The 21,417-nt window shown below is 59.2% G+C and carries 18 protein-coding genes; 11 read left to right on the top strand and 7 right to left on the bottom strand.

The annotated features are described in order from the left end of the window. The first annotated feature begins 2 nt into the window (after nt 1-2). The gene (locus HWX34_RS05025; protein WP_178971261.1) at nt 3-767 is read left to right on the top strand and encodes a GNAT family N-acetyltransferase; all 765 of its coding nucleotides are present in this window, start codon (nt 3-5) and stop codon (nt 765-767) included. Between the two features lie 81 nt (nt 768-848). Next, complete coding sequence (locus HWX34_RS05020; protein WP_178971260.1) at nt 849-2,288, top strand: hypothetical protein; 1,440 nt, start codon at nt 849-851, stop codon at nt 2,286-2,288. A gap of 61 nt (nt 2,289-2,349) precedes the next feature. Here HWX34_RS05020 and gabD read toward each other — a convergent pair whose 3' ends face one another. The 6 genes from gabD to HWX34_RS04990 all read right to left on the bottom strand — a co-directional run bounded on the left by gabD (nt 2,350) and on the right by HWX34_RS04990 (nt 11,540). Continuing rightward, nucleotides 2,350-3,810: an NADP-dependent succinate-semialdehyde dehydrogenase gene (gene gabD / locus HWX34_RS05015; protein WP_178971259.1), complete on the bottom strand. Its 1,461-nt coding sequence runs from the start codon at nt 3,808-3,810 to the stop codon at nt 2,350-2,352. A gap of 89 nt (nt 3,811-3,899) precedes the next feature. Then, nucleotides 3,900-5,165, bottom strand: coding sequence for a 4-aminobutyrate--2-oxoglutarate transaminase (gene gabT, locus HWX34_RS05010; protein WP_178971258.1), 1,266 nt, complete (start codon nt 5,163-5,165; stop codon nt 3,900-3,902). Between the two features lie 272 nt (nt 5,166-5,437). Beyond that, entirely contained in the window at nt 5,438-6,742 is a 1,305-nt protein-coding gene (locus HWX34_RS05005; protein WP_178971257.1) for a TolC family outer membrane protein, read from the bottom strand. After that, entirely contained in the window at nt 6,739-9,801 is a 3,063-nt protein-coding gene (locus tag HWX34_RS05000; RefSeq protein WP_178971256.1) for an efflux RND transporter permease subunit, read from the bottom strand. The genes HWX34_RS05005 and HWX34_RS05000 overlap by 4 nt, the downstream gene beginning before the upstream one ends. Beyond that, nucleotides 9,802-10,881, bottom strand: coding sequence for an efflux RND transporter periplasmic adaptor subunit (locus HWX34_RS04995; protein WP_178971255.1), 1,080 nt, complete (start codon nt 10,879-10,881; stop codon nt 9,802-9,804). Between the two features lie 14 nt (nt 10,882-10,895). Next, nucleotides 10,896-11,540 (bottom strand): TetR/AcrR family transcriptional regulator, encoded by a 645-nt coding sequence (locus HWX34_RS04990; protein WP_178971254.1) that lies wholly within the window; start codon nt 11,538-11,540, stop codon nt 10,896-10,898. A gap of 164 nt (nt 11,541-11,704) precedes the next feature. On the opposite strand from HWX34_RS04990, the gene argB reads away from it, so the two are divergent. Both argB and HWX34_RS04980 read left to right on the top strand, forming a co-directional pair. Continuing rightward, nucleotides 11,705-12,577 (top strand): acetylglutamate kinase, encoded by an 873-nt coding sequence (gene argB / locus HWX34_RS04985; RefSeq protein WP_370459669.1) that lies wholly within the window; start codon nt 11,705-11,707, stop codon nt 12,575-12,577. 144 nt (nt 12,578-12,721) lie between these two features. Next, nucleotides 12,722-13,156 carry a CBS domain-containing protein gene (locus tag HWX34_RS04980; RefSeq protein WP_178971252.1) on the top strand — a complete coding sequence of 145 codons (435 nt, stop codon included), beginning with the start codon at nt 12,722-12,724 and terminating at the stop codon, nt 13,154-13,156. A gap of 63 nt (nt 13,157-13,219) precedes the next feature. Here HWX34_RS04980 and HWX34_RS04975 read toward each other — a convergent pair whose 3' ends face one another. Continuing rightward, the gene (locus tag HWX34_RS04975) at nt 13,220-13,993 is read right to left on the bottom strand and encodes an IclR family transcriptional regulator (protein WP_062786585.1); all 774 of its coding nucleotides are present in this window, start codon (nt 13,991-13,993) and stop codon (nt 13,220-13,222) included. 190 nt (nt 13,994-14,183) lie between these two features. Here HWX34_RS04975 and HWX34_RS04970 point away from each other — a divergent pair, with 190 nt between their 5' ends. From HWX34_RS04970 to ylqF, 7 genes are all read left to right on the top strand, one after another. Continuing rightward, a complete protein-coding gene (locus HWX34_RS04970) occupies nt 14,184-15,371 on the top strand; it encodes an acyl-CoA dehydrogenase (protein ID WP_178971251.1) in 1,188 nt (395 codons plus the stop codon). Nucleotides 15,372-15,551: 180 nt separating this feature from the next. Next, nucleotides 15,552-16,742, top strand: coding sequence for a CaiB/BaiF CoA-transferase family protein (locus tag HWX34_RS04965; RefSeq protein WP_178971250.1), 1,191 nt, complete (start codon nt 15,552-15,554; stop codon nt 16,740-16,742). 105 nt (nt 16,743-16,847) lie between these two features. Beyond that, nucleotides 16,848-18,467 (top strand): electron transfer flavoprotein-ubiquinone oxidoreductase, encoded by a 1,620-nt coding sequence (locus tag HWX34_RS04960; RefSeq protein ID WP_178971271.1) that lies wholly within the window; start codon nt 16,848-16,850, stop codon nt 18,465-18,467. A gap of 326 nt (nt 18,468-18,793) precedes the next feature. Then, entirely contained in the window at nt 18,794-19,408 is a 615-nt protein-coding gene (locus tag HWX34_RS04955; protein ID WP_178971249.1) for a hypothetical protein, read from the top strand. A 9-nt stretch (nt 19,409-19,417) separates the two neighbouring features. Beyond that, nucleotides 19,418-19,756 (top strand): hypothetical protein, encoded by a 339-nt coding sequence (locus HWX34_RS04950; RefSeq protein ID WP_178971248.1) that lies wholly within the window; start codon nt 19,418-19,420, stop codon nt 19,754-19,756. Nucleotides 19,757-20,109: 353 nt separating this feature from the next. Next, complete coding sequence (locus tag HWX34_RS04945) at nt 20,110-20,322, top strand: DUF3820 family protein (RefSeq protein WP_045846780.1); 213 nt, start codon at nt 20,110-20,112, stop codon at nt 20,320-20,322. Between the two features lie 3 nt (nt 20,323-20,325). Then, nucleotides 20,326-21,267: a ribosome biogenesis GTPase YlqF gene (gene ylqF / locus HWX34_RS04940; protein ID WP_178971247.1), complete on the top strand. Its 942-nt coding sequence runs from the start codon at nt 20,326-20,328 to the stop codon at nt 21,265-21,267. Nucleotides 21,268-21,417 lie beyond the last annotated feature (150 nt).

Below are 21,417 nucleotides of genomic sequence, written 5' to 3'. Positions count from 1 at the left end.
AAATGTCTGATGAGTTTATCGCGCAGCGCCTGGCGCAGGGTGAACTGAACCAATATGGCCAGTTGCATGGTGTGGCCTTGCCCGAGTGGCGGGCTTGCCCGGCACCGCAGCCGGTTGTCCTGCAGGGGAAATATTGTCGTCTGGAGCCACTATCGGCCGTAGAGCATGCCGCAGGGCTGCATGCGGCCATGCAGGCTGATGGTGCGGATGCAAACTGGACATATCTGGGTTACGGGCCGTTTGCCAGTCTCGCCGACTACACGGCCTGGCTGACTGGCATGGAAGGGCTGAGTGATCCGCAGTTTTATACCATTGTCGATATAGCTAACGGGCAGCCGGTGGGCCTGGCAAGCTATCTGCGCATTGATGCGGCCAATGGGGTAATTGAAGTCGGGCATCTTAACTATTCCCCGCTGTTGCAGCAGAAGCCTGCCGCCACCGAGGCCATGTATCTGATGATGCGCCATGCCTTCGAACTGGGATACCGTCGCTATGAGTGGAAGTGCAATGCACTGAACTTGCCATCGCGGCGTGCAGCAGAGCGGCTGGGCTTTCTGTTTGAAGGCTTGTTCCGCCAGTCCATGGTGATCAAGGGGCGCAATCGGGATACTGCCTGGTACTCCATCCTGGATAGCGAATGGCCTGCAGTGAGGCAAGTTCTGGAGCAATGGCTGAATGCGGAAAACTTTGATGCGACAGGTCGGCAGCGTCAGGCTTTGTCCCGGCTGATGTCCGCCTGGCGTAACCGGGGTGTAACAGACAACTAGCTCATTTCGCACCGCAGCGGTTTCGCCACGTGGGGGTGGCGGGTACAATAGGATGTTTTTGCAGATTTTTTTGGTTGATCGATGACTCCGCATCCCCGTAATGCCCGTATCAAGGGTGAGCCGCAGCCGCCTAACCGTTTCATCTTTGGCGATGCCGTGGACGCGTCAGGCCTGGAGGCCACCGAATATCTGATCCACACCGCAGCCCCTGCCTTTGTTTGCCGCCTGGTTGGCAATGACTTTACCGAGTTTGTAGGTCGTGATACTGACGCATTTGCCAGTGATCTGCTGTTTGATCCGGCCGACAACCAGAGTGTTTATGTCTGCAATCGCGGTTTGCGGCTGTTTGATTTTGTCTTCAGTGCCGAGGTGCCGACGGCAGCCCGCCTGCAAGCGATCTGCGATGAAGCCATGCACACTTATCAGCGGCTGCATGAGGCTTATGCCGAGCGTGAGGTGGGCCCGCGTCCGCGTGAAATGCGCCTGGGGCCGACCGAGCCCTTACCGCCAGCCGAGCGCAGTCAGGCTATCCGCACCTTGCGTGACGCTGCCCGTGCTGCCGCCCTTGACCCCATGCATCGTGCCGGTTTTGCCGCCCAGGTGCAGCAGGCCTTGATGGGTGGCGATCAGGCGGTGTTTACCGAAGCCCAGCTTTCCCTGCTGACGGAACCGGCAGCGCGTGCCTTGCTGGTGAATAGTGCGCGCGATGCCATTGCTTTTCCCGAAGTGGTACGCGCCGACGGTTCCGTGGTTTCCTTCGAATTATGGGCGCTGCCTTTTGCCTTTTCGCGCGCGCAAGGCGGCGTGTGGTGGCATTTCCCCTTGCTGGAGCGGCTGGAAACCCCGCTGGCGGATGCGCTGGATGTGCCGGAAAAGGCCATCCTGTGGATATCTCCCACCCTGTTCACCGTTGACATGCTCAATGAGCGTGCTTGCCAGAACCTGATGCATCTGGCCAGCGTGATGGATGCAGGTTGTGACTTTGCACCGCTGGATCCGGCTTCTTCGCGTGCCACTTATGAAGCCGCACGCAAGACGCAGGACCCGCAGCTGGTGATTTCCTGGCTGCCTTTCCTGGTGGAGCGTGGTGCCTTGCCGGTTGATCAGGCACGCCAGCTGTCGCGCAAGGCGCTGGATGCCGTGATGCCGCTGGTGCAGCAGGCCATTGGTGCCGAGATGGAGTATGGCGAGGCCGAACTGTTTGCTCCGCTGCCGTGGTGGGAGGCGCTGTCCGCTGGTGTGCGTGCCTGGAACCGCAAGCGTCTGGGCCTGACTGTGGCTCTGATTGCCGGCAAGGTGGGCGGCTTGCAGGATCTGGAGGCCGTGGCGGAATATCAGCCGGAAATGCAGGGCTACGAGGTGGGGCTGAAGCTGCAGGGCAAGGATGAACTGCTGGCCCGCTCGCCCTGGTTGCTGGTGCCGGATGTGGCACCGGACAAGGATGCCTGCTGGAAAGACCTGTGTGACTGCCTGCGCGAGGCAGACATTCCGCTGTCGGAAACCATCGTCAAGCTGCACTGAACTGTGCCGCTATCGCAATAAAAAAGGCCGCAAACGCGGCCTTTTTTCGTGGTAGCCGGACTTACTTGTCCAGGCCGCCCAGCAAGACGTACTTGATTTCCAGGTAGTCTTCAATACCGTACTTGCTGCCTTCGCGGCCCAGGCCGGATTGCTTCACGCCACCGAACGGTGCGGCTTCGTTGGACAGCAGGCCGCTGTTGACGGCAACCATGCCGTATTCCAGACCTTCGGAGACGCGGAAGATACGACCCACATCACGGGCATAGAAGTAGCTGGCCAGGCCGAACTCGGTGTCGTTGGCCATCTGGATGGCTTCTTCTTCGGTCTTGAAGCGGAAAACCGGAGCCAGCGGGCCGAAGGTTTCTTCCTTGGCCACCTTCATGGCCGGGGTCACGTTGGTGATCACGGTCGGTTCGAAGAAGCTGTGGCCCAGTGCGTGGCGCTTGCCACCGGCGATCAGCTTGCCACCCTTGGCCAGGGCATCGGCGATGTGCTCTTCCACCTTGGCCACGGCGTTCTGGTCGATCATCGGGCCTTGGGTGATGCCGGCTTCCAGGCCGTTACCCACGTTTAGCTTGGCCACGGCGGCGGCAAATTTTTCGGCGAAGGCATCGTACACGCCATCCTGTACCAGAATGCGGTTGGCGCAGACGCAGGTCTGGCCGGCATTGCGGTACTTGGAAATCATCGCGCCTTCAACGGCGGCATCCAGATCGGCATCATCAAATACGATGAACGGTGCGTTGCCGCCCAGTTCCATCGACACTTTCTTGACGGTGTCGGCACATTGGGCGATCAGCTTGCGACCCACTTCGGTAGAGCCAGTGAAGGAGAATTTCTTCACGGTGTCGCTACCGGTCAGCACGGCACCGATTTCGCTGGAGCTGCCAGTCAGTACCGAGAACACGCCAGCCGGAATGCCGGCACGTTCGGCCAGTACGGCAATGGCCAGAGCCGACAGTGGAGTCTGGCTAGCCGGGCGTACCACCATCGGGCAGCCAGCGGCCAGCGCCGGGGCAGCCTTGCGGGTGATCATGGCATTGGGGAAGTTCCACGGCGTGATGGCGGCGGTAACGCCGATCGGCTCCTTGGTGACCAGAATGCGACGGTCGGATGCCGGAGCTGGAATGGTGTCGCCATACAGGCGCTTGGCTTCTTCGCCATACCATTCGATATAGGAAGCGCCGTAGGCGATTTCGCCCTTGGCTTCGGTCAGCGGCTTGCCTTGTTCGCTGGTGAGGATAACAGCCAGGTCGTCCTGGTTGGCCATCATCAGTTCAAACCAGCGGCGCAGGATGACGGAGCGCTCTTTGGCGGATTTCTTTTTCCAGCTCTTGAAGGCTTCGGCGGCACCGGCTACGGCGCGCTCGGCTTCCGCCTTGCCCATTTTCGGTACGCTGGCAATCACTTCACCGGTGGCCGGGTTGGTGACCGGGATGGTTTCGCCATTGTCAGCATCCAGCCACTGGCCGTTGATGTAGCACTGCTGCTTGAGCAGGGAGGGGTCTTTCAGATTCAGCATGTTTCTCTCCAGAATGGGTGGAGGATGGTGTGCGTGCAGACGGCCAACCCCGTTGCCGGGATTGGCCGTCATCATCAGTCCGTGACGGATCAGGCCTTCAGTGCGGCTTCCAGCTTGGCCAGCGCTTCGGCGAACACTTCGTCTTCGATGGTCAGCGGGAACAGGAAGCGAACCACGTTGTAGTACACGCCGCAAGTCAGCAGGATCAGGCCGGATTCCAGTGCCTTGGTCTGTACCTTCTTGGTGAATTCGGCATCCGGCTCGTGAGTGCCCGGCTTGTTGAATTCAACAGCTACCATGGCACCCAGGCCACGGATGTCGGCGATCTGCGGGATGTCCTTCTTCAGGCTGTGCAGTTTTTCCTTCAGCAGGTCGCCCAGCTTGTTGGAACGTTCCAGCAGGTTTTCTTCCTGGATCACATCGATAACGGCATTGGCAGCAGCCAGGCCCAGTGGGCTACCAGCATAAGTACCACCCAGGCCGCCCGGTGCCGGTGCGTCCATCAGTTCGGCCTTGCCCACCAGTGCGGCCAGCGGGAAACCACCAGCCAGCGACTTGGCCATGGTGGTCAGGTCGGCGGCAACGTCGAAGTGTTCCATGGCAAACAGCTTGCCGGTACGGGCGAAGCCGGCTTGTACTTCGTCGGCAATCATCACGATGCCGTTGTCGTCACACAGCTTGCGGATGGCGCGCACCCATTCTGCCGGGGCAGAGTAGAAACCACCTTCGCCTTGTACCGGTTCGAAGATGATGGCGGCAACGCGCTTGGCTTCGATGTCGTACTTGAACAGTTTTTCGATGCTGGCCAGCGAATCTTCAACCGATACACCATGCAGGGCGTTCGGGTAAGCGGCGTGGTAGATCTCGCCAACAAACGGGCCAAAGCCGATTTTGTACGGGGCAACCTTGCCGGTCAGTGCCATGCCCAGCATGGTACGGCCGTGGAAGGCGCCGCCAAATGCGATCACACCCGGGCGGCCGGTAGCAGCGCGCGCTACCTTGATGGCGTTCTCGACTGCTTCAGCACCCGTGCTGAAAAAGGCGGCTTTCTTGGCGAAGTTGCCGGGGCTGAGCTTGTTCAGCTTTTCGGCCACGGCAACATAGGATTCGTAAGGCACAACCTGGTAGCAGGTGTGGCTGAACTTGTTCAGTTGTTCGGCCACGGCAGCCTGTACCTTGGCATGCAGATGGCCGGTATTCAGTACGCCGATACCACCAGCAAAGTCGATGTAACGATTGCCTTCAACATCCCATACTTCGGCGTTCTTGGCCTTGTCGGCAAAGAAAGTACACATGACGCCCACGCCGCGCGGGGTTGCATCGGCCTTGCGTTGCATCAGATCTTTGTTGCTCATTCCATCTCTCCTAAAGATTGGGGTGCCTGGTGGCATTGTCCTGAACATGAATGCTGGAGCACCTAGGGCATTTGGCGATGCTTTTATCAGTGTCAACCAGTTGGCTGGGCCAGTTTCTGGCGTTTTCCAGAGTGGTTTGATTCTAATCAGGTGTTTAGCAAAAAGCTACACCTGCATCGAAAAGTTAAACACTTGTTGCAAGACAAGCACACCATGAAAAAAGGGCTGCTGCGCAAACAGTAGCCCTATTTGATCACAAATGGCAAATTTGTCTAATGGCGGATTGCTGCGTTCACGATTTGCAGCCGGCCTTCATCCAGCGTGCCGGCCACTTGTTCCAGTTGCAGGCGCGCGGTGAGGTAGTCGTATTTGGCGGTGGCCAGGCTGGTCATGGCATCGTAGTAAGACTGCTCGGCCTGCAATACATCCAGATTGGTACGGATGCCGACTTCCTTGCCCAGCTTGGTGGAGTCCACCTTGCTTTTGGCTGATACCAGCAACTGCTGTTGTGCCCGTACCAGGGCTGCGCCATTGGTCACGCCCAGCCAGCTCTTGCGTACATCCTCGCGTAGCTGGCGGCGGGTGGATTCCAGCTTGTCGCGGGCGGATTCCTCCTTGGCCAGTGCTTCGCGGATTTGCGAGTTGATGCCGCCACCGGCAAACAGCGGCAGGCTGACCGACACGCCGATGCTGCTGCCACGGGTGACAGGTAGTGCACCGTTCTGATTGCTGCGGTTGTCGTTGAAACCTGCATTGAGCGCCACCACCGGTAATTGGTTGCCGCGTTTTTCGGTGACGGTCTGGCTGGCATATTGCAAGGCCTGTTCAGCTGCGCGCAGGGCCAGGCTGTTGTGGGTGGCCAGTTCCAGCCAGCTTTGCAAATCGCCAGCGGGGGGAGGGGGCAGTTGCGCTTTGAGTGGCTGGATGGCACGCGGGTCCAGCCCGGTGAGCCGACGCAGATTGTTCTGGCTGATTTCCTGCTGGTTGAGCGCCACGATTTCCTTGGCGCTGGCAGCGTCAAAACCAGCCTGGGCTTCGTGGGTGTCGATGATGGTGGCCGTTCCCAGATCGAATGCGGTTTTGGCCTGTTGCAGCTGGGTCTGGTACGCCTTCTTGCTAGCGCGGGTGGCAGTCAGGGTGTCTTCGGCCAGCAGGACGTCAAAGTAGGCGCGGGCGATGTCCACCATCAGCTGTTGTTCGGCAGCACCAAAGCTGGTGTCGGCCTGCTGGCTGGCGATTTTGCCTTTCTGATAGGCGCTGTATTTACTGATATCAAACAAGGGCTGTGCCAACTGAATGCCATAGCCGGAGCTGTCGTAAGTGGCCTGGCCTGCTGGCTGGGTGGGGTTGGTATGGCTGTAGCTGCCAGTCAGGCCGACTTGTGGTAACAGCTGGGCGCGGCCTTGTACGGCCAGTTCGCGACCGGCCTCAAGGTCGGCACGCGAGCCGGCGTAGTCGCTGTTGTAACTGCGGGCGGCCTGCCAGGCTTCGCTCAGGTCGAAGGCAAAACTGCTGGTGCTGGCCAGCAGCAGGGCCAGTGCAGGCAGCAAGGGCGTGAATCGGGCAGGATGTTTCATGTTGTTCTCTTTTGCGGACGGTCCACCTTGAACCACTGAGCATACAGGGCCGGCAGGAACAGCAGGGTCAGTACCGTGGCCACCAGCAGTCCACCCATGATGGCCACCGCCATCGGCCCCCAGAAGGTGCTGCGGGTGAGTGGAATCATGGCCAGGATGGCCGCCAGTGCGGTGAGCATGATGGGGCGGAAGCGCCGTATCGTCGAGCCGATAATGGCTTCGTGGCGGTCTATGCCTTCGCTGATGTCATGTTCGATCTGATCCACCAGGATCACCGAGTTACGCATGATCATGCCGGACAGGGCAATCACCCCCAGCATGGCGACAAAGCCGAATGGTGCCTGGAACAGGATGAGGGTAAGCGTGACCCCTATCATGCCTAGCGGTGCAGTCAGCAATACCATCAGCGTGCGCTGGAAGCTGTGCAATTGCAGCATCAAGAGGGTGAGCACCACCACGATCATGAATGGTGCTACTGCGGCAATGGCCGTTTGTGAATTGCTGCTGGATTCCAGCGAGCCGCCCAGTTCGATGTGATAGCCCAGCGGCAGCGTCTGTTCCAACTGCTGCATCTGCGGCCACAGCGCGGTGGAGACATCATCGCCCTGCACGCCATCGGCCACGTCGGCATTGACGGTAATGGTGGGCAGACGGTTGCGCCGCCAGATGATGGATTCTTCCGGCTGATAGTCAATCTTGCCCAGTTGCGACACCGGTACAAAGCGTCCGCTGCTGGTTTGCACTTGCAAATTGCCCAGTGCCGCGACATCGCTCTGCTCCTGCTTGTTCAGCCGCGCCACGATGCCGACGGTGCGGTTGCCATCGCGATAGTCGGTGACGGTGGCTCCGGAAATCAGCATTTGCAGCTGTTGGGACAAGGACTGGCTATTGATGCCCAGCAGGCGGATCTTGTCCTGATCCAGCGTGATGCGCAGCGCCTTCAGCTGCTCGCCCCAGTTGATGTTGACATGGCGGGTGGCCGGATTGGCTCTGACCATTTTTTCCACTTCGGCGGCAATGGCGCGGATCTTGTCATGGTCCGGCCCCATCACGCGGAACTGCACAGGGTAGCCCACCGGCGGGCCGTTTTCCAGTCGGGTGACGCGGCCGCGTACCAGGGGGAAGTCGTGATCGAAAATCTGTTCGATACGGCTCTTCACCAGCTCGCGCACATGCTCGTCACCGGTCATCACCATCAGCTGGGCGTAGTTCAGGTGCTGCTGTTGCTGATCCAGCGGTAAATAAAAGCGAGGGCTGCCGCTGCCGACATAGCTGGTGACGCTGCGCACATTTTTGTCCTGGCGGATCAGCGCTTCCAGTTTTTTCACTTCGCTTTCGGTGGCGGCATAGCTGGCACCGCGCGGCAGCCACAGGTCCACCATCAGCTCCGGCCGGTTGGACGAGGGGAAGAACTGCTGCGCCACCAGCAGGCGGAAGGCCAGCAAGGACAGCACGAAAATGCCCAGGGTGATGGCAATCACGGTTTTGCGGTAGTGCAGACACCATTCCAGCAGGCTGCGGAAGCGCAGATAGAAGGGTTTGTCATAGACATCGTGCTGCTGGTGATGTGCGGTTTTCTCCGACAGCAGTTTGTAACCCAGGAAAGGGGTGAACACCACCGCGACTATCCAGGACAGGATGAGGGCCAGACCCACCACGGCGAACAGGCTGAACACATATTCGCCCGCGTCGGATTTGGCCAGCCCCACCGGCAGGAAGGTGGCGGCGGTAATCAGTGTGCCGGTCAGCATGGGGAAGGCGGTGCTGGTGTAGGCGTAGGTTGCGGCCTGGAATTTGTTCCAGCCTTGTTCCAGCTTCAGCGCCATCATTTCCACTGCGATGATGGCGTCGTCCACCAGCAGGCCCAGCGCAATGATGAGCGAGCCCAGCGAGATGCGTTGCAAGTCCAGCTTGAAGAAGTACATGGCGAGGAAGGTCATGGCCAGCACCAGCGGGATGGACAGCGCCACCACCACGCCGGTACGCAGGCCCAGACTGAAGAAGCTGACCGCCAGCACAATCAGCACGGCTTCGATCAGCGAGCGCATGAATTCACTGACGGCACTCTTGACCACCTTGGGCTGGTCGGAAACCGCGTGAATCTCGATGCCCACCGGCAGCTTGGACTGGATTTGCTTGAGGGTGGCGTCCAGGTGCTCACCCAGTTGCAGGACATCACCACCGCTTTTCATGGTGATGGCCAGGCCCAGCGCCGGTTGGCCATTGAAACGCATGCGGAAGCTGGGCGGGTCGACAAAGCCGCGATGAATCTGCGCGATATCGCCCAGGCGCAGGTTCTTGCCATTGGCAATGATGGGCGTGTTGGCGACGGATTCCACCGTGCTGAAATTGCCGGTCGGGCGCACCCAGATGCGGTCGCTGGCGGTTTCATACGTGCCAGCCGGCATCATGGCGTTCTGTTGTTGCAGAGCGCTCCAGATGGTGCTGGTGTCCAGGCCCAGCGAAGCGAGCTTGCTGCTGGACAGGTCGATGTAGATGTTCTCGCTCTGCTCGCCAATCAGGTTGACCTTGGCGACATCCGGTACGCGCAGGATTTCCTCTTTGGCCTGGTCCACCACACGGCGCAGCTCTTCCGGTGTGAAACCGTCACCCGTGAAGGCATAGATGTTGCCGAAGGTATCGCCGAACTCGTCGTTGAAGAAGGGCCCTTGCGTGGTGGTGGGCAGGCTGTGACGTACATCGCCCAGCTTTTTGCGCACCTGATACCACAGTGACTGCACATTCTTGGCCGGGACGTCCTCTCGCAGAGTAATCAGCAGCAGGGATTCGCCCGGCTTGCTGTAACTCTGCACGTACTTGATTTCCGGCATTTCCTGCAGTTTTTCTTCCAGCCGGTCGCTGATCTGCTGTTCGACCTCCACCGCCTTGGCACCCGGCCAGTAGGTTTGCACCAGCATGGCCTTGAAGGTGAATTCCGGGTCTTCCTTTTGGCCCAGCTGGGTATAGGCCCACAGGCCGGATACCATCAGCATCACCATGAAGTACAGCACCAGCGCCTGATGACGCAGCGCCCATTCCGACAGATTGAGTTTTTTCATTTACAAGGCACCTTGCAGCAAGGTGACGCGCTGCTGGTCGTGCAACAGGTGTACGCCCGCGCTGACCACTTTTTCACCCGGCCGCACGCCGCCCTGCAGGGTGACGCTCTGGCTGTCAATGCGCTGTACGACGACCGGACGACGGCTGACGCGCAAGGTCTTGTCATCCACCACCCACACATAATGCTTGCCCTGCTCGTCCAGCAAGGCGGTCAGCGGCAGACGCAGGCTTTGAGTCTGGCTTGCACCATTGCCGCTCAGGGTGACGGTAACTGTCTGACCCAGTGCCAGTGCGCTGGCATGAGGCAGGCTGATCCGGGCGGCGTAGGTGCGGGTGGCAGGGTCGGCATCGCCGGCCAGTTCACGCAAGCTGCCTGCAAACTGTTGTTGGCCGGCCCACAGGGTGACGGCAAATTGCTTTTGTTGGCGCACCTGTTGCAAGGCATTTTCCGGCACCTGAATGGCAGCTTCCCGCTCACCATCGTGTGCCAGACTTGCCACCGGCTGTCCGGCGGCCACCACCTGACCCGGTTCGGCTGAAATCTGGCTGATAATCCCGTCGGCATCAGCCAGCAATTGGGTGTAGCTGCCCTGATTGCGGCTGGCGCTCAGTTGGGCACGGGCTTCATCCCGTTTGGCGCGGGCGGCATTGACGCCATTTTGCTGGCTGTCTACCTGCGCCTGACTGATGAATTGCTTGGCCAGCAACTGCTGATAACGTTGCAGGTTCAGTTGCTGTTGTGCAAGGTCGGACTCCGCCGCCGCCAGCTGCGCCTGTTTGGCACTGATATCCAGGCTGGTGTCGCTGGGGTCAAGGCGGGCCAGAACCTGGCCTTTTTTTACGTGTTCGCCACTGTTCACCAGCTTGGCAATAATCTTGCCGCCAATGCGAAAAGCAAGGTCGGTTTCGGTGCGGGCGCGGATCTGCCCGGCAAAACTATCGCTAGGCTGGCTGCCAGGCGTCCCGGCAGTGGTGATGCGTACCGGGCGGATTTCTTCCACGCTGTTGTCATGCTGTTGGCAAGCACTCAGCAGCAGGGTGAGGGCTACCAGACTGGCGAGTCGGAAGGGAATGGACATTGGCAGTGTTCCTGTCAGTTCTTTTTCAGGCCGTGCAATACCAGATCAAGCGCATCCTTGAGGAAGCCGAGCGGGTCCTTGGTGGAGCCGATGCAGCAGCCGGGCAGCTGGGCGAAGGAGTGATTGAAAATCATCGTGGTCAGCAGAGGGGCCAGCAGGGCATCCACGGTATGTTCCAGCGACACTTCGCGAAATTCGCCGCTGGCGATGCCGCGCTCCAGCACTGTGCTGAGCATCTGGTTACTGGGGGCGATCACTTCTTCAAAGTAGAACTGTGCAAGTTCCGGGAAATTGGCTGCTTCGGCAATCATCAACTTGCACAGGCCGGCGGATGGCGCAGAGCCTACCTCTTGCCACCAGTGCTCTATCATGTGATGAAACAGCGCGCTGGTACTCCCCTGGAAGTCGGCCGCAACCTGGGCCAGTTGCTGCAGATTGGCAACAATGGTGCTACGGGCGATCGCCTTGAAAATCTCTTCCTTGTTCTGGAAATAAAGATAGGGCGTGCCTTTGGTCACGCCTGCGGCGCGGGCTATGTCTTCCATCTTGGTGGCGCGGTAGCCCTTTTCGACAAACTGGATCAGTGCTGCATCCAGAATTTCGGCCGGCCGTGCTTCCTTCTTCCTGCGCCAACGCGCGATTGGACAGTTTTCTGTCATGGATTTATCTGAATGCCTGTTCATTAATGCTGTGCAATGTAGTGCAAAGCAGTAAGCAGTACAATTAATAAATCAGTGTTCAGTAGTTTGATTGATTAGAATGCAACACATTGTCGCCCATGGCCGGAGCGCTTCCGGCCTTCACTCTGCAGAAGGAGATCGTTGTGTCCGTAAATGCCGCTGAAAAAGCGTTGGTTCTCGCCGAGGCCCTGCCGTATATCCGCCGTTTTTCCGGCAAGACCATCGTGATCAAGTACGGTGGCAATGCCATGACCGACGATGCACTCAAGGAAGGCTTTGCCAAGGACATCGTGTTGCTCAAGCTGGTGGGCATCAACCCGGTGGTGGTGCATGGCGGTGGCCCGCAAATCAACGAGCTGCTGGAACGCGTTGGCAAGGAAGGCAAGTTTGTTCAGGGCATGCGCGTAACCGACCAGGAAACCATGGACGTGGTGGAAATGGTGCTGGGCGGCCTGGTGAACAAGGAAATCGTCTCGCTGATCAACACCCATGGTGGCAAGGCCGTTGGCCTGACCGGCAAGGATGGCCACTTCATCCGCGCGGAAAAGATGTTCCTCAGCGATGAAAGTGAAGAGAAGATCGACATTGGCCAGGTGGGTGAAATTTCCAGTATCGACCCGTCGCTGGTGTCCTTGCTGGACCGCCAGGACTTCATCCCGGTGGTGGCTCCCATCGGCGTAGGGGCAAATGGCGAAGCCTACAACATCAATGCCGATCTGGTAGCGGGCAAGCTGGCGGAAACCCTGAATGCCGAAAAGCTGATCCTGATGACCAACACCCCCGGGGTGCTGGACAAAGAAGGCAAGCTCTTGACCGGCCTGTCCGCCCAGCAAGTGGACGCCCTGTTTGCCGATGGCACCATCCACGGCGGCATGCTGCCCAAGATCAGCTCGGCACTGGATGCCGCCCGCAGCGGCGTGAACACCGTGCACATCATCGACGGCCGTGTGCCGCACGCATTGCTGCTGGAAATCATGACCGATGACGGCGTGGGCACCATGATTCGCGCCAGCTGAACGACTGCTGCGCATTGACCAGGCCGGGGGCGTTCTGCCTGCCGGCCTTTTTCTTGCCTGCCGCCAGCCATGTTGTTGATCAAACTTGTTCTATAGTATTGAAACAGCCTGTTTCAGGTTCTCTTGGCCGATGAGGAGGGTGCAATGCAGACAGTCAGACAGTTGCTGGAGCAAAAGTCCGGGCGGGTACTGGTTACCGTTACGCCGGAAAGTACCGTATTTCAGGCATTACAGGTAATGGCGGAACATGATATCGGTGCGGTGCTGGTGATGGATGGCGGCGAGGTGGTCGGTATTTTCTCTGAACGGGATTACGCCCGCCGCATTGTGCTGCAAGGGCGCACTTCGGCCGGAACCCGCATCCGCGACATCATGACCAGCAAGGTGGTGTATGTCACCCCCGAGCAGAACTCCGACCAGTGCATGGCGCTGATGACTGAAAAACATATCCGCCACCTGCCGGTGCTGGAGGGCAAAACGGTGTTGGGCATGCTGTCGATTGGCGATCTGGTTCATGCCACCATCCATGAGCAGGCGCAGGTCATCAACCAGCTGGTGCATTACATCCAGAGCGCTTGATCCCCAGCCGGCCTGCAAGAAAAAAGCCGCCATTTGGCGGCTTTTGCCATTTTGCCGGAGCCATCAGGCCACCGGCACAATGCGCTGGCGCAAGGCAATCAGCGCGGGTGCCACTTGCTGCTGCATCACCTCGGCGCTGAAGGCAAATGCCGGGCCACTGGCATTCAGGCTCATCGGCGGCTGGCCGGGCGTGGGCGAGGGCAGGTGCACGCCAACGGCCATCACGTCCGGTTCGTACTCGCCGAAGGACGCCGAGTAGCCGCAGCGCTGGTATTCCTCCATCGCCTGTTGCAGGCGTTGTTGCAGCTCCGGCCAGCGTTCGCCATAACGTGTGGCCAGCTCGCCATCCAGTTGCTGGCGCACGTTCACCGGCAGTCCGGCATAAAAAGCCCGGCCGATGGCGGTGGTGGCAATCGGCACGCGTGAGCCCACGGTCAGTTGCACGCTGACGCGGGACTGGCTGCGGTAGGTTTCCAGGTAAACCATGTCGGTGCCGTCGCGCATCGCAAGGCTGATGGAGACATTGTTTTCCAGCGCAAATTCGCGCATCAGCGGCCCGGCCACCTGGCGGATGTCGTAGCTGGCCAGCACCACCGAGCCCAGTGCCAGCAAGGCCACGCCCAAGCGATAAAAGCCGCTGTGCTCATCCTGCGACAGATAGCCCAGCGTGGTCAGGGTGTAGGTCAGCCGCGATACCGTGGATTTGGGCAGGCCGGTGCGCTTGGCGATTTCCAGATTGGACAGTGCCGACTCGCCTGGGCGAAATGCCGCCATCACCTGCAAGCCACGCGCCAGCGCGGTAACGAATAGTCGGTCCTTGTCATCTTCTTCCTGCATTGCATTCCTCATTTCTATATGGATGGCCGAAACATCTGGTATGGGCAGCCTGGCGCGAGCGGCAAGCATAGCCTGCTTGCGACCACGATAAAAGAAAACGCTTTACAGCCGATTTTGGAGTTGCTAGTCTATTCTGCAATGTAAAATGCAATTCCGCAATGCGGAACAAGTTCACCAAGGAGATACCTCGATGGCCGCATCCAACAGCCGCGCACCCTTTGCCTGGGAAGATCCCTTCCTGCTGGCCGACCAGCTGACCGAAGAAGAGCGCCTGGTCCAGCAGACTGCCGAAGCCTACTGTCAGGACCGCCTGCTGCCGCGCGTGCTGACGGCCAACCGTGAAGAACGCTTCGACCGCGAAATCATGAGCGAGATGGGCGAACTGGGCCTGTTGGGCTGCACCATCGACGGCTACGGCTGTGCCGGTCTCAGCCACGTGGCTTATGGTCTGGTGGCACGTGAAGTGGAGCGTGTCGATTCCGGCTACCGCTCGGCCATGAGCGTGCAGTCCAGCCTGGTCATGCACCCGATCTGGGCCTATGGCTCGGAAGCGCAGAAAGACAAATACCTGCCCAAGCTGGCCACTGGCGAATGGGTGGGCTGTTTCGGCCTGACCGAACCGGATGCCGGTTCCGACCCCGCCGGCATGAAAACCCGTGCCCGCAAGGTAGACGGCGGTTATGTCCTGTCCGGCAGCAAGATGTGGATTACCAACAGCCCGGTGGCTGATGTATTCGTGGTGTGGGCCAAGGATGACGAAGGTGAAATCCGCGGCTTCGTGCTGGAAAAAGGCATGAAAGGCCTGTCCGCACCGAAGATTCACGGCAAGTTCAGCCTGCGTGCCTCCATTACCGGTGAAATCGTGATGGACGAAGTGCTGGTGCCGGAAGATGCCATCCTGCCGGGCGTGAAAGGCCTGAAAGGCCCGTTTGGTTGCCTGAACAAGGCCCGTTACGGCATCGCCTGGGGTGCGATGGGTGCCGCCGAGTTCTGCTGGCATGCCGCCCGTCAGTACACGCTGGACCGCAAACAGTTTGGCCGCCCGCTGGCCGCCACCCAGCTGGTCCAGCTGAAACTGGCCAATATGCAGACCGAAATCGCGCTGGGCTTGCAGGCTGCCATCCGCGTGGGCCGCTTGCTGGACGAAGGCAAGGCCGCGCCGGAAATGATTTCGCTGATCAAGCGCAACAACTGCGGCAAGTCGCTGGATATCGCCCGCATCGCCCGCGACATGCACGGCGGTAACGGCATTGCCGACGAATTCCACGTGATCCGCCACGTGATGAACCTGGAAGCCGTCAACACTTATGAAGGCACGCACGATGTGCATGCCCTGATTCTGGGCCGCGCCCAGACCGGTATTCAGGCATTTGCCTGATAGCACAGCGGGGGTGTGGCTCCACCTGCCCCCGTTGTTGGTTCCTGTCTGTCCTTGCGAGGCCCGGTGCTTACCGGGCCCTTTTTTTGGTGAACATTGTCATGTGGCTGCATCAGCGGCGGCATCACACTGTCCATCCGGCCGCCAGACGGCCACTAACGAATCAATCAGGAGAACACCATGGCGGGCGCACTTGCAGGCATCAAGGTTCTGGATCTTTCCCGGGTACTGGCCGGGCCGTGGGCTGGGCAGTTGCTGGCTGATCTGGGTGCCGAAGTGCTCAAGGTGGAGCGCCCCGGTGCCGGTGACGATACCCGCCAATGGGCACCGCCCAGCTTGCCGGATGGCACGGCCGCCTACTTTTTGTGTGCCAACCGTGGCAAGCGCTCGGTGACGGTGGATATTACCAAGCCGGAAGGGCAGGAGATTGTCCGTGCACTGGCACGCGATGCCGACGTGGTGATTGAAAACTACAAGGTGGGCGGGCTGAAAAAATACGGGCTGGATTACGACAGCCTCAGTCAACTCAACCCGCGGCTGGTGTATTGCTCCATCACTGGGTTTGGGCAGGATGGCCCTTATGCCGAGCTGCCGGGTTACGACTACATCGTGCAGGGTATGTCTGGCCTGATGAGCATTACCGGCCCGGCTGATGGCGAGCCGCACAAGGTGGGCGTGGCAGTCACCGACCTGTTCACCGGCATCTATGCCAGCAATGCCATTTTGGCTGCCATCATCGCGCGCCAAAGCAGCGGCAAGGGCCAGTACATTGACATGGCACTGTTCGATTGTGCGCTGGCGTCCTTGGCCAATATCAATATGAACTGGCTGATCGGGCAGCAAGTGCCGCCACGGCTGGGCAATGCCCACGCCAATATCGTGCCCTATCAGGTGTTTGCTTGTGCCGATGGCCATTTCATTCTGGCTTGCGGCAACGACAAGCAATTCCGCGCGGTATGCCAGGTCATCGGCCTGCCGGCACTGGCCGATGACGAACGCTTTGCCAGCAATCCGCAGCGGGTGAAGCACCGCGACAGCGTGGTACCCTTGCTGGCTGAAGCCTTCATGGGCAATACCCGTGAGCAATGGCTCAAACGGCTGGATGAAGCCGGTGTGCCATGTGGACCGATCAACACCGTTGACGAGGCCTTTAACGATCCGCAGATTCGCCATCGCGGCATGGAAATACACATGCAGGACAGCGTAGGGCAAAATGTGCCCCTGGTAGGGTGTCCGATCAAACTTTCCGGCACGCCGGTCGAGTACAATCAGGCCCCTCCCAAACTGGGTGAACATACCGACGACGTACTGCGCGCGCTGGGCTACGACGCTGCCAGGATTGCCACACTGCGTGAGCAAGGCACCGTTTAAACGCTTGTTTGATTTTGACGAGCGTGGCTGCTTCATTGCATGATGACTGCCAGCCAATAAGGACAGCCCTCCGGGCGCAAAGGAGATGTGGTGCAACGCGATTATATGGAATACGACGTGGTGATCGTCGGCGGCGGCCCTGCAGGGCTGTCTGCTGCGATTCGCCTGAAGCAAGTGGCCGAACAGAACGGCCGGGAAATCAGTGTCTGTCTGCTGGAAAAAGGCTCGGAAATCGGCGCACATATCCTATCCGGTGCCGTGATCGAAACCGGGGCGCTTGGCGAGCTGATCCCGGACTGGAAAGAAAAGGGCGCGCCGCTGAATACTCCGGCGCTGTCCGACCGTTTCCTCTACCTGACGGAAACCGAGTCCATTCAGCTGCCAACCCCGCCGCAGATGCACAATCACGGCAACTACATTGTCAGCCTGGGTAACTTCTGCCGCTGGCTGGGCGAGCAGGCCGAAGCCCTGGGCGTGGAAATCTACCCCGGTTTTGCCGCCGCCGAAGTGCTCTACCATGCCGACGGTTCGGTCAAGGGCGTGGCCACCGGTGCCATGGGCACCGGCAAGAATGGCGACCAGCCGGGTGAACCGGGCATGGAGCTGTGGGCAAAACAGACCATTTTTGCCGAAGGCTGTCGTGGCTCGCTCACCAAGATGCTGTTTGAGCGCTTTGGCCTGCGTGACGGTGCCGACCCGCAAACCTACGGCATCGGCATCAAGGAATTGTGGGAAGTCAAACCGGAAAACCACAAGCCCGGCACCATCACCCACACCGTGGGCTGGCCGGTGGATACCGCCACTTACGGCGGCTCCTTCATGTATCACCTGGAAGACAATCAGGTGGTGGTGGGCTATGTGGTGGGGCTGGATTACACCAACCCCTACCTGTCGCCATTCGAGGAATTCCAGCGCTTCAAGACTCACCCGGCCATCAAGGGTGTGTTCGAAGGTGGCCGTCGCCTGAGCTACGGCGCGCGTGCCTTGTCCGAAGGCGGCATCCAGAGTCTGCCCAAGCTCACCTTCCCGGGTGGCTTGCTGGTAGGTGATACCGCGGGCTTTCTCAATGTGCCCAAGATCAAGGGCACCCATACTGCGATGAAGTCCGCCATGCTGGCGGCCGATGCGGTGTTCGCACTGCTGCAGGCCAATCCGGAAGCGCAAGGGCTGGAAGCAAGCGGCTACTCGGCCAGTTTCAAGCAAAGCTGGCTGCATGAAGAACTGCACCAGGTGCGTAACATCCGCCCGTCCTTCCGCTGGGGCCTTTGGCCGGCCATGATCTACTCGGCCATCGACACCTTCCTGTTCCGTGGCAAGGCCCCGTGGACGCTGCGTCACAAGCATGCCGACCACGAAGCGCTGCGCCCGGCCAGCGAATGCACGCGCATCGACTATCCCAAGCCGGACGGGGTGCTGACCTTCGACCGCCTGTCCTCGGTGTTCATTTCCAACACCAACCACAGCGAAGATCAGCCCGCGCACCTGAAGCTGAAAGACGCCAGCGTGCCGATCAGCTTCAACCTGGCCAAATACGATGCACCGGAGCAACGCTACTGCCCGGCCGGTGTGTATGAAATCGTCGGTCAGGAAGAAGGCAGCCCGCGCCTGCAAATCAATGCGCAGAACTGCGTGCATTGCAAAACCTGTGATATCAAGGACCCCAGCCAGAACATCAACTGGTGCACACCGGAAGGTGGTGGCGGTCCCAACTATCCCAATATGTAAGCAGTGCTCAGGATTGCTGTTGCAAAAACCCGGCCAAGGCCGGGTTTTTTTGTGCAATGCAACGATTTCTTGCTTTCCGCCTTGACAGCCCACTGCCCTTGTTGGCAGGATGGTCGACATGATTACTTTTTCCGCAGTCTTTAACGCCTATTTTTATTGGTACCGCACATCATGGCGGCTCCAAGGGGCGTCTCTGCAGCAATAAAAAGTAACAGAGAACGAACACACCCGAACAATGCCGCCGCGGACAACTCCGGCGGCATTTGTTATTTCCAGACAAAGCAGGCGCCGGACCCACCCAGGCAAGCAGACTGGAGATCCAGGTCATGAATGAAGTCAGTGATGCAAGGCAGATTGCCCGAGAAAGCGCCAATCTGGTGCTGGACGGCGCCGTATGGTCCGTAACCCTGTTGACCGATGGTGAGGCCCTGGCCAATACCGTGGCACCGCAAATGGACAGCCTGTATCGCACCCTGCAACAACATGATCAGGCCGCAGCCACCCCGGTACTGGAATCCCTGCTGCCGGATATTCGTGCCCTGGCCATGTTGCTGTCTTCATTGCGCAGCAAAAGCACCTGTTCGCCCAGTCGCTTTGCCGATGAAGCCGACTGGCTGGCTGCCCGGATTGCCGTTCTCGCCTTGAGTCATGTCGCAGTTACCCTGCCGGAGCTGAGCCTGCTGGACGAGGCCAACCGCCGCCTGCGGATGCTGTCTGATCGCTTGCACATGACGCTGCCAACGGCCGCACCGGTTTTGTTGACTGCGCCGCAGCGTAATCCTGGCATGTTGCAGGGCTGGAGCCGTCAACGCATGAGTGGCATGGTCGGTGTGGCGCACGGCATGCAATCCTTGTTCATGGCATCGCGTCTGGCGGCCCAACAATGCCGCGACCGTCTGCACCCGCTGTGGCAGCGACTGCAGGCCCCGGCTGGCAACTGAAAGACAAGCATGGATTTATTCACCCGCGACGATGAGCGTCGATTGAACAACCTCACCCTGCTGGTTTACATCCTGCAAGGCATCAGTCTGTTTACCGGCCTGCCCATGGTGGTGGCGGTGATCATCAATTACCTCAAGCGCGATGATTGTCGCGGAACGCTGTACGAAAGCCATTTTGACTGGCAGATCCGCACCTTCTGGTTCTGCCTGCTCGGCAGTGTGCTGGGCTACGCCTTGCTATGGATACTGGTTGGCTTTGCCATTCTGGGGTTGACCTGGCTGTGGTGCCTGTACCGGGTATTGCGCGGCATTCTGGCCTTGAATGACGGCAAAGCACTGCCGCACTGAGCAAAAAAAGAAGGGCAACCAAGGCTGGCTGCCCGAAGAGGCCTTGAGCGCGAAAGCAGGCTACCGCCTGCTGCCATGTGCAAGCATGCATGGGCACGCTGCCTGCGCCAAAGAACCTACGTCGCTATCACTGAACTGACTTCGTATTGCGGTCGCAATCGGAACCGACCAGACCCCGGTAACGAATGGCCACCATGCTATCCCGTCCACGCCGGTTTTCGACAGAAAAATGACAACGGCACTTGTCGCAGGTCAAATCCGGCAACTCGACAATAAAAGTCCGACAAAACAAGGCTGTGGCGTAAAATGGCAGCCTTTGGCACAATGCGCCTCCTTCAGTCCGGTCTGAAAGCATGCAACAAGAAGATCTGCAGCGTCTGGTTACCACCGCAATGCCCTTTGGCAAACACCAGGGTGTACTGATTTGTGATTTGCCTGGCAATTACCTCAACTGGTTTGCCCGCGAGGGTTTTCCCAAGAGTGAGATCGGACGTCTGCTGCAATTGATGCAGGAGATCGACCACAATGGACTGAGTTATTTACTGGACCCGTTAAGAAAGCGTTAAAGCATGGCAATTCAATGGTTTCCCGGCCACATGAACAAGGCGCGCAAAGATGTGATGGAGCGCCTGAAAGAAATCGATGTGGTCATCGAAATGCTGGATGCGCGCTTGCCGGCGTCCAGCGCCAATCCGATGCTGGCGCGCATGGCCAAGGGCAAGCCGCGCCTGATGATCCTCAACAAGCAAGACCTGGCCGACCCCGCCATCACCAGCCAGTGGCTGGAATGGTATCGCGCCAAAAAGCAGACCCAGGCCATTGGCCTGGATGCCGGCGAGCGTGCGCCGTCGCAAAAGCTGGTGGCCGCCTGTCGTGAGCTGGCCCCCAATCGTGGCGGGCTGGACAAGCCGCTGCGTGTACTGATTTGCGGTATTCCCAATGTCGGCAAGTCCACGCTGATCAACAGCATGAGCAGCCGCAAGATCGCCAAGACCGGCAATATGCCTGGCGTCACCAAGAATGAGCAGCGCATTATCCTGGCCGATGATGTCGAGCTGTACGACACGCCCGGCATGCTGTGGCCCAAGATCGAAGTGGAAGAGGGTGGCTACAATCTGGCCGCTAGCGGTGCTGTTGGCCGCAATGCCATGGACGAGGAAGAAGTGTCGCTGGAGCTGCTCAAATACCTGCTGCAACACTATGTCCCTGAACTGACCGCCCGCTACAAGCTGGATGATGTTGACGGCCTGCAAGACTGGCAGGTGCTGGAAATGATAGGTCGCAAGCGTGGAGCCATGCTGGGTGGTGGTCGCGTCAATATCCAGAAAGCGGCCGAAATCGTGCTGACCGATTTTCGCGATGGCAATACCGGCCGCATCACGCTAGAGCGTCCGCAAGAATGGGTGGTGTGGGAAAAACGCGCCAAGGAACTGGCCGCCCAGAAAGCCGCGGCGCGCGAAGCCATGATGAGCGAAAAGGAAAAGCGCAAGCACGCATCGCGTAACAGCTGATTGCTACCCAAGGCTCAAACCCTTTCGGTTTGAGCCTGCTCATTCTGATTCTTCCTGTTCTTGCTACCGGCATCTGCCAGTGAGCACCGTCCCTGACTTGCTGCATGCCAGCCAGACATGTCCTCTTCTGTTTGTTTTCAATATCAATCC

It is taken from the genome of Aquitalea sp. LB_tupeE, assembly GCF_013391415.1.
In the GTDB taxonomy this organism is placed as follows: domain Bacteria; phylum Pseudomonadota; class Gammaproteobacteria; order Burkholderiales; family Chromobacteriaceae; genus Aquitalea.
The sequence above is the reverse complement of the archived record's forward strand: the minus strand, read 5'-3'. Positions and strand labels throughout refer to the sequence as shown.

Coding starts and splice junctions, on each gene's coding strand:
- HWX34_RS05025 (WP_178971261.1), top strand. CDS start 3: ATGTCTGATGAGTTTATCGCGCAGCGCCTGGCGCAGGGTGAACTGAAC.
- HWX34_RS05020 (WP_178971260.1), top strand. CDS start 849: ATGACTCCGCATCCCCGTAATGCCCGTATCAAGGGTGAGCCGCAGCCG.
- gabD (WP_178971259.1), bottom strand. CDS start 3,810: ATGCTGAATCTGAAAGACCCCTCCCTGCTCAAGCAGCAGTGCTACATC.
- gabT (WP_178971258.1), bottom strand. CDS start 5,165: ATGAGCAACAAAGATCTGATGCAACGCAAGGCCGATGCAACCCCGCGC.
- HWX34_RS05005 (WP_178971257.1), bottom strand. CDS start 6,742: ATGAAACATCCTGCCCGATTCACGCCCTTGCTGCCTGCACTGGCCCTG.
- HWX34_RS05000 (WP_178971256.1), bottom strand. CDS start 9,801: ATGAAAAAACTCAATCTGTCGGAATGGGCGCTGCGTCATCAGGCGCTG.
- HWX34_RS04995 (WP_178971255.1), bottom strand. CDS start 10,881: ATGTCCATTCCCTTCCGACTCGCCAGTCTGGTAGCCCTCACCCTGCTG.
- HWX34_RS04990 (WP_178971254.1), bottom strand. CDS start 11,540: ATGACAGAAAACTGTCCAATCGCGCGTTGGCGCAGGAAGAAGGAAGCA.
- HWX34_RS04980 (WP_178971252.1), top strand. CDS start 12,722: ATGCAGACAGTCAGACAGTTGCTGGAGCAAAAGTCCGGGCGGGTACTG.
- HWX34_RS04975 (WP_062786585.1), bottom strand. CDS start 13,993: ATGCAGGAAGAAGATGACAAGGACCGACTATTCGTTACCGCGCTGGCG.
- HWX34_RS04970 (WP_178971251.1), top strand. CDS start 14,184: ATGGCCGCATCCAACAGCCGCGCACCCTTTGCCTGGGAAGATCCCTTC.
- HWX34_RS04965 (WP_178971250.1), top strand. CDS start 15,552: ATGGCGGGCGCACTTGCAGGCATCAAGGTTCTGGATCTTTCCCGGGTA.
- HWX34_RS04960 (WP_178971271.1), top strand. CDS start 16,848: ATGGAATACGACGTGGTGATCGTCGGCGGCGGCCCTGCAGGGCTGTCT.
- HWX34_RS04955 (WP_178971249.1), top strand. CDS start 18,794: ATGAATGAAGTCAGTGATGCAAGGCAGATTGCCCGAGAAAGCGCCAAT.
- HWX34_RS04950 (WP_178971248.1), top strand. CDS start 19,418: ATGGATTTATTCACCCGCGACGATGAGCGTCGATTGAACAACCTCACC.
- HWX34_RS04945 (WP_045846780.1), top strand. CDS start 20,110: ATGCAACAAGAAGATCTGCAGCGTCTGGTTACCACCGCAATGCCCTTT.
- ylqF (WP_178971247.1), top strand. CDS start 20,326: ATGGCAATTCAATGGTTTCCCGGCCACATGAACAAGGCGCGCAAAGAT.